Consider the following 7606-nt stretch of genomic DNA (forward strand, 5'->3'; position numbering starts at 1 on the left):
CGGTGTGGTCGCCGTCGTCGATGAGATAGATCGAGTCATCGGGCCCCATGGTGACCGCGTGCGGCCGGGTGAATCGCCCCTCACCCCAAGAGGCGACAAAGTTTCCCTCGCGATCGAAGATCATCAGAGGATGCTCGCCTCTACTGAAGACGTAGACCCGGTCTTGCCGGTCCACCCCCACCCCGGAAACCTCGTGGAAGGTCCACCCTGGGGGGAGCCGGGCCCAGTCGTCCACGACCTCAAATACGTATTGCCCACTACCGACTCTCGCCACGGGGCACCTCGCCGAGGTGAGAAATGTGCAGAAGTCTGCGGGGATCCATTCCAGCGCGCGCGGATGGTCCCCTGCTCGAGCTCCTTGAGCGCGCACGTCGACGTGACCTGTGCGGCGCGCAGGGCGGTGGGGACTCGTGAACGAGGCTGTTTACCTATATCCTGCGGGGCCGGTCAGGCGGTTCCTGCCGGCCCCGCAGCGTCTGCTACGTCGCGGTGATCGTCAAACCTGTTTGCTCTTCGCCGATCAGTGCACCATCACGGTGATCTGGTCGCTCGACGCCGCCTTTACGGGCGTGGCATCGTTGTTGTGAAGCATCGCCTTCAGAACATGCTTGCCGCGGGTGAGCTGAACATCCGCGACGCTCGATGCGGACACCCCGGCCAGCTTGCCGTCGACATAGAGGCGCCAGTTGCCCTCCCCTGCCTTTGCCGCAGTTCCGATCGCCTCCGGGGCCTCCTTGAGGCCTCTCACTTTGACCCACACAATCAGGTACGCGCTGACCGCCGTATTGTTGTGCGGAACGAGGATCTTGACCCCGGGCTTCCCGGCGGCGGGCGCGTAGTGCATGGCGCTCTTGGTGGGAATAGTCAGCGTGATCTCGGAGCTCTCCGCGCCGACCACGGGCGTCTGATCGTTATTGAGCAACTCCACCTTGATCGCATGCTTGCCGGCCGAGAGCGAGGGGTACGTATCGTTTGGAATCGACACGACCTCGTCGGCCGAAAGGCCGGCGGGCTTTCCGTCGACATACACTTGCCAGTGACCCTCGCCGGGCTTGGCGGCCTTCCCAATCGCGCTGGGATTGAGGACGAAGTTCTGCACTCTGACCTCGACGACCATCTGCATACCAGAGACGGTCGAGCCGTTCCGCGGCGAAACAATCTGAATTGCGGGGGCGGTCTGAGCGCCCGCCGACGGAATAAGCGCGGCCGCGAGCACGAGAATGATCCCGGATGTGACAGTCCTGAGCATATGTCGCCACCTCCTGATAGATAGAATACCCTCGGGAGCGATCTCCAAGACCTCCGCTCCCAGGCAGGACGCAGGTAGCGCCGACTCGAATGCCCCCGCGCAAGGCGCATTGTGTTGGGAGGGAGCAGCCTTGGCTGCGACGCTGAGCAGGCGTCGATTCCTGACCACTTCGGCGGGCGCGGCTCTCTCGGGACTGCTCGAGGGAACCCGCACGGCCGTCCAGGCGCAGGGGCTGACCTCCCTCAACATCGGCTTGGGGTTCCATAACCTCGATGCAGCGGCGGCCTGGATCGCGCAGGACAAGCGCTTCTTCGAGAAATTCGGACTCAGCGTCAACATCCTCGAGTTCCAGGGTGGGGCGAAATCGATCGTCGCCATCGCGTCCGGCGAAGTGCCCATCTCGCTCAACAGCGGCATCGAGGTCATCAATGCGCGGTCCCAGGGCATTCCACTCCAGATGATCGGCGGGTTGGTCAACAAGTTTTCCTTCGACTTCGTGGTGGCACAGAACATCACCAGTCCGTCGCAGCTCCGGGGTACGAAGGGGGCCATCAGCAGCTTCGGGGGCTCGTCCGATTTTGCCGCCCGGTACGCCCTCACCAGGCTGGGGATCAATCCGCAAGACGTCACATTGTTGCCAACCGGCGACGAGACCTCTCGCCTCCAGGCCCTGCAAACCGGCCAGATCCAGTTCACGGTGCTGACGGCCGGGCTCGACCTGGTGGCGTTCGACCTGGGTTACAAGCCGCTCATAAAACTGTACACGTTTGATCAGCCCTATCAGAGCTCGGGGATCGCGGTCAACGCGATCTGGGCAAAGGCGCACAGCGCCATCGTGGACGCCTTGATGAAGGCTATCGTCACGGCCACGGTCTACATGAAGAATCCCCTCAATGTTGCCGCGGCACTGGCGCTGCTCCACACGCATCTCCCGATCAAGGAGGGCCAGCTGAGGCAGGGATTTGAGCTCTACCGCGACCGATTCTATTCGGTGTATCCGTTTGTCACGGTGCCGGGGATGGAGTTCATCCTGCGCGAGCGGAAGATGACCCAGCCCGTCACGGACTTCTACGACAACAGCTACGTCCAGGCGCTACAAAACGCCAACTTCGCGGCGACGGTTGCTAAGTCGATCTAACGCGGGCCTCGCCGCGCCGACTTGCGCGGTCCCCCGCGACGGCGCACAGGGCGTCGATTACGGGGTGTGAGCGGTGACCACTCCCGTCCCGGCGGCCACGGTGACCGGGAAGCGCTTGCCCGTCCGGATGCTCTGCACGGCGAGCGTCAGACCGCCTCGCGGCGCCCCGGTCGGTTGGAATTCCGTCGCCCCGGCGCGCGACAGCCACCAAGCGACATCAGAGGGGAAGCATGTCCGCTTGATCACAGTGGCTCCCTGCCTGAGGACGTATGACGCAGCGGATCCGCCGGGACAGGCCACGTCGGCGAGGGGGAAGGTGACGGTAACCGCAGCCCGCCGGGTCATGGCCACTTGTTCGGCCACGCGAAGGTCCGACGCCAGGGTGCGGGCCATGGCAAGCGCGCGCTGGTCGCTGGCATAGTGCACATACGAAGGGAAGGCTACGGCGAGAATGATTGCCAGCAGCGACAGGGGGATGAGGGCCCGCAGCAAGGAGAAGCCCGCCCGGTGATCGCGTGCTGACGACCAACGCGTCACACACCTTGCGCAAAGCATCACTGAGGCCTTCAAGGTGGCACCGTCCTTTGATGCAGTAATGGACGTAGCTACGAACCGGCGTATGCACACCGGCGACGCTGCCGGCGGCTAGATCGGCGAGAAACCGCCACCCCTTCACAAAATAAGAAGCGCGGGGTCGACGATCGGCTCCCGCGCTATTCCGTGCTCACTGTTCACCACCCGGCAGCCCGGCTAACCTCGAGGGTCCCGCGGCGTTGCGTCCCCGAATCGCTTCGGGTTTGCCCGTTCGGATGAATCGCCACGCCTATTGTCCGATTCGCGCACGGCTGTGTCAAGGTTTGCCAAGCAAGAACTCGGTGCCTCCGATTACCTGGACGGTCAAAGGCTTTCTGGAGATCGACGAGAGACTTTTTAGCGACCGATGTGAGAATAGTGTGGTTGGCGGCCCCCGGTTCAGCGGGTTGACAGCGCGCGCGATCAGTGTGGGCACAGTGCCGGCGTGATCCCGCAGCGGTTCTGTGGATAACGTGGATAAGTGGATAAATCGGAGATTCGCAATGAGACACACGTTCGCGTCTTGCTCGACGGTTGATACTTTGGTATCAAAGGGTGGGCCGATGCAGCTTGAACTATTGCACAGCAATGTGTCCGGGGGGACTGAACCGTGCATGTGAAGGGGCAGATTAGGGAGTTATTCACGCACTGCGTGGGCGCGTGGAACGGAGAAGCTGAGTGGTGGGCGTCGCTAGAAGAGGTTCACCCTTCTGACCTAACAGGTCGCAAGGTCCGGCAAAATTGGACAGGAATGAACAAGGAAGACCGGGCGCGTTGGCTCCTGGGGCAACTCTGGAATTGCACCGACATCTGCCCACGTGATGTTGCAGCCTCCCTCGATATTCCAGCCGGCACGTACGCCAGCGTCGTTCGACGCCTCGCCGTGACTGACCCGCCTGATGCCTTCATCGATTTGATCCGGCGAGTGGAGAAAAAGCGACAGGAGGCTCAAGAAGACCCTCGTAGCTTGATAACGGCATCGTCCCCATCCTAGCCTAGCCGGTTCGCTTCGATTCTGGCGCCACCGCTGGCCGGGACACGTGCCGCCGATGGTCCCGATCTCAATAATCCTGTTAGTCGAGCGTCTGTCCACCGCGACCTCGCCTGCTCTCTGAAGACTTCCCTCCAACTGGCACCGGAACTCGGCTGAGCCTCTGTTAACTGGGGCATTACTTTGTCAAGGCATAACGTGCCGGAATGTCGGAGGGGCGTCGTGGCACGATTCTCCCCATCCAGCCTATCTGTCCGCTTGATCATTCTCGTCCTGCTCGCCCTGCTACCTGGGGTGGGACTTACTGTGTATACGGCCAGCACCGAGCGGCGCCAGGAGGCGGCCCACATCAAGGCGCAAGCGTTGCTGTTGGCGAGGCTGGCCTCAAGCAACCAAGAACGGCTCGTCGCGGAGGCCCGCCAACTCCTCGACAGCTTGGCCCATTTCCCGGTGATCCAAAATGGCGACCCGAGGGCCTGTAGCGCTCTTCTGGGTGATCTCCTCAGACAACACCCTACGTATGCCAACTTTGGGGTTATCGCGCCGAGCGGTACCGTTGTCTGTAGCGCCCTCCCCTTGACGCGATCGGTGAATCTGGGCGATCGCATCTATTTCACACGCGCCATGGCCTCGAAAGGTTTTGCCGTCGGCGAGTACCAGGTAGGGCGTATCACCCGCAAGGCTACGCTCAACTTTGGCTATCCCGTACTCGGCGCATCGGGGCGCGTGCAGTCCGTGGTGTTTGCGGCACTGGACCTTGCGTGGATCAACCGCCTGGCAGCGACGGCCGAACTGCCTATGGGAGCGACCCTCACGCTGATTGACCGCCAAGGGACGGTCCTGGCCCGCTACCCGGACCCGGATCGGTGGATGGGCCGGCCCGCACCGCAAGCAGGGATCATCACGAGGATGCTGGCGGAGGCCGAGGGGGTGGCCGAGGCCCGTGGCATGGATGGTGCCCTACGTCTCTATGGCTTCACGCGCCTGCGGGGTACCGATGGGGCGGGAGACGTGTATCTCAGCGTCGGCATTCCGACGGCGGTGGCCTACGCCGACGCCGACCGGCAATTCGCCCGAACCCTCCTGGCGCTTGGGCTCGTGGGGCTCCTGACGCTCATGGTCGCGTGGCTGGGGGGCTCGCGGTACATTCTCCGACCGGTCAATGCGGTGGTGGCTGCCGCGAGACGCTTAGCGGCCGGTGACCTGAGCGCGCGGACCGGGATGCACACGGAGCGGGGCGAGCTCGGCCTGCTCATGCATACGTTTGACGAGATGGCCGACACGCTTGAGCGACAGACGGCCCAGCTCCGGGAAGCAGAAGCTCGATATCGGGCGCTGGTAGAGCAGTCCCTTGTGGGAGTGTACCTCATTACCGGGGACCGCTTCATCTACGTCAATGACGCGTTCGCCGACATCTTCGGCTACGGCCCGGACGAAGTGATGGCGATGAACCCGCTCGACCTGGTTCGGCCCGGTGACCGTCCCCTCGCGGGGAAAAATCTTCAAGCGGGGCTTCAAGAAGAGGCGGAGGCTCTCCGGTATACGACCCGAGGGCTCCGCAAAGACGGGACGGCGATTCAAACCGAGGTGTTTGGCCGTCGCGTCGTCCACCAGGGGCAGCCGGCCATTCTGGGGACGCTGATCGACATCACCGACCGCAAGCGCGCTGAAGAACAGAGTCAGCATCAACTGAAGCGCCTGGCGGCCCTGCGCACTATCGATATGGCCATTACGGCGAGCCTCGACCTCCGAGTGACCCTCCACGTTCTCCTCGAGCAGGTCACCCTGCGGCTCGGAGTCGACGCCGCCGATGTCCTCCTGCTGAACCCACACACGCAGACGCTCGACTACGCGGCGGGGCGTGGTTTCGGCACACCCACACTCCAGCGCACCCGGCTGCGTCTCGGCGAAGGGTACGCAGGCCAGGCCGCTCAGGAGCGCCGTCTCATCACTATCCCAGACCTCACCAAGGGAGCCGGGGACCTGGACCGCGCTCCCCTCTTATCGGAGGAAGTATTTGTGGCCTACTATGCCGTCCCGCTGATCGCGAAGGGGCAGGTCACAGGCGTCCTCGAACTCTTCCACCGTGCCCCCCTCGTCTCAAGTAAGGATTGGCTGGATTTCCTTGACACGCTGGCGGGGCAGGCAGCCATCGCCATCGAGAACGCCTCCCTGTTCGCCGACCTTCAGCGATCTAACGCGGACTTGGCGCTCGCCTACGATACCACGCTGGAAGGATGGTCCCGCGCGCTCGACCTGCGAGACAAGGAGACTGAGGGGCATAGCCGGCGAGTGACCGAGATGACCCTCCAACTAGCGCTGGCCATGGGCATGTCCGAGCCAGACCTGGTACACATCCGCAGAGGGGCCTTGCTTCACGACATCGGCAAGATGGGGATCCCCGATTCGATCCTTAACAAGCCGGGCCCCCTCTCCAACGAAGAGAAGACGATCATGCAGCGTCACCCAGTCTACGCCTTCGAGCTGCTTTCACCCATCGACTACCTGCGCCCGGCGTTGGACATCCCCTATTGCCACCACGAGAAATGGGACGGCACAGGATATCCTCGGCGACTCCGGGGCGAGGACATCCCGCTCGCGGCTCGCATTTTCGCGGTGGCGGATGTCTGGGACGCGCTCCGTTCGGGTCGCCCCTACCGTCCCGCGTGGACCGCGGGGCGCGCGCGGCAGTACATCCGGAAGCAGGCCGGAAAACACTTTGATCCCCAGGTCGTCGAAGTCTTCCTGCGGATCCAAGGGGAAACAGAGGCACGCACTATGCTTGCGGCGGGTAGCGGGCGACGGTAAGTCTACACCGCCTGAGTTTCTGGCTACTCCTCTCCTGTCCAGTATTGGCCAGTCATGGCAAGTTTCTTTCCGCAGGATGGCAAGGATGCCAGGCCGCTGCAATGGTACGATGATGCTCCGGAGGACCACCCGACCCCCAAGAACTTTCGGACCACGCGACAAAGTACGACACGACCGTCATGATGGATTGGGTCCCGGGGTTCAGAGAAGAAACACAAGGTTCGCCTCAAGGACAAATAGGCTGGCTGACACCCTGGCCGGAGGACGTACAAAGGAGACCGTTGACATGGCGATCCTGGTCCGTCAGGTTCTTCCGGAAGATGCCGATGCATGCGGACGCGCCGCCTACGAAGCCCACACCACGGTGGCGGCCGCGCACAATCTCCCGTCAGAACATCCGTCGGTCGAGTTTTCAATCGGACTGATCAAGGCCAAAGTGAGTGATCCAAACGTCTATGGCTGCGTGGCCGTCCAGGACGGCCGCATCGTTGGCAGCGTCTTCCTCAACACGTTTCCACCCGAGCCGGTCGCGGCCATCGGCCCGTTGACCGTTTTCCCCTCGGCCGAGGGACGCACCGGAAGACAGCTGATGGAGGCCGCGCTGACGGAGGCCCGCCGGCGTGGGCTCGAGCGCGTGCGGCTTGTCCAGTCTCCGAGCCATCTTCGTTCCCTCGTGCTCTACGCCAAACTGGGATTCACCGTTCGTGAACCGCTCATCCTGTTCCAGGGCACGCCGCCCGCGGCACGGCTCCCTAGCGAACATCACGTTCGTCCCACTACACCAGATGATCTCGCCCGGTGCAACACCCTCTGTGCTGGCGTCCACGGATTTGCGCGGGACTTCGAG

The 7606-nt window shown here is 63.0% G+C and carries 6 protein-coding genes and 1 riboswitch; of the genes, 3 read left to right on the forward strand and 3 right to left on the reverse strand.

Features of this window, described 5'->3' with window-relative positions:
* Together VFP86_12815 and VFP86_12820 are read right to left on the reverse strand one after the other, a co-directional pair.
* Positions 1 to 274: hypothetical protein (locus VFP86_12815; GenBank protein ID HET9000521.1), on the reverse strand; the 274-nt coding region annotated here is incomplete at its 3' end.
* Positions 275 to 520: 246 nt separating this feature from the next.
* Positions 521 to 1249 carry a hypothetical protein gene (locus VFP86_12820; GenBank protein ID HET9000522.1) on the reverse strand — a complete coding sequence of 243 codons (729 nt, stop codon included), beginning with the start codon at positions 1247 to 1249 and terminating at the stop codon, positions 521 to 523.
* Between the two features lie 130 nt (positions 1250 to 1379).
* Between VFP86_12820 and VFP86_12825 the strand changes: the two genes are divergently transcribed.
* Complete coding sequence (locus tag VFP86_12825) at positions 1380 to 2387, forward strand: ABC transporter substrate-binding protein (protein ID HET9000523.1); 1008 nt, start codon at positions 1380 to 1382, stop codon at positions 2385 to 2387.
* Positions 2388 to 2444: 57 nt separating this feature from the next.
* On the opposite strand, the gene VFP86_12830 is transcribed toward VFP86_12825, so the two are convergent.
* Positions 2445 to 2879, reverse strand: a complete 435-nt coding sequence (locus VFP86_12830; protein ID HET9000524.1) for a hypothetical protein — start codon at positions 2877 to 2879, stop codon at positions 2445 to 2447.
* A gap of 245 nt (positions 2880 to 3124) precedes the next feature.
* Positions 3125 to 3199: riboswitch (cyclic di-GMP riboswitch) on the reverse strand.
* A 974-nt stretch (positions 3200 to 4173) separates the two neighbouring features.
* On the opposite strand from VFP86_12830, the gene VFP86_12835 reads away from it, so the two are divergent.
* Both VFP86_12835 and VFP86_12840 read left to right on the forward strand, forming a co-directional pair.
* Positions 4174 to 6759, forward strand: a complete 2586-nt coding sequence (locus tag VFP86_12835) for an HD domain-containing phosphohydrolase (GenBank protein ID HET9000525.1) — start codon at positions 4174 to 4176, stop codon at positions 6757 to 6759.
* Positions 6760 to 7045: 286 nt separating this feature from the next.
* Positions 7046 to 7606: GNAT family N-acetyltransferase (locus VFP86_12840; protein HET9000526.1), on the forward strand; the 561-nt coding region annotated here is incomplete at its 3' end.

Source organism: bacterium (genome assembly GCA_035703895.1).
GTDB lineage: Bacteria > Sysuimicrobiota > Sysuimicrobiia > Sysuimicrobiales > Segetimicrobiaceae > Segetimicrobium.

Excerpts from the sequence above, each read along its gene's own strand:
- VFP86_12820 (HET9000522.1), bottom strand. The coding sequence starts at position 1,249 with ATGCTCAGGACTGTCACATCCGGGATCATTCTCGTGCTCGCGGCCGCG.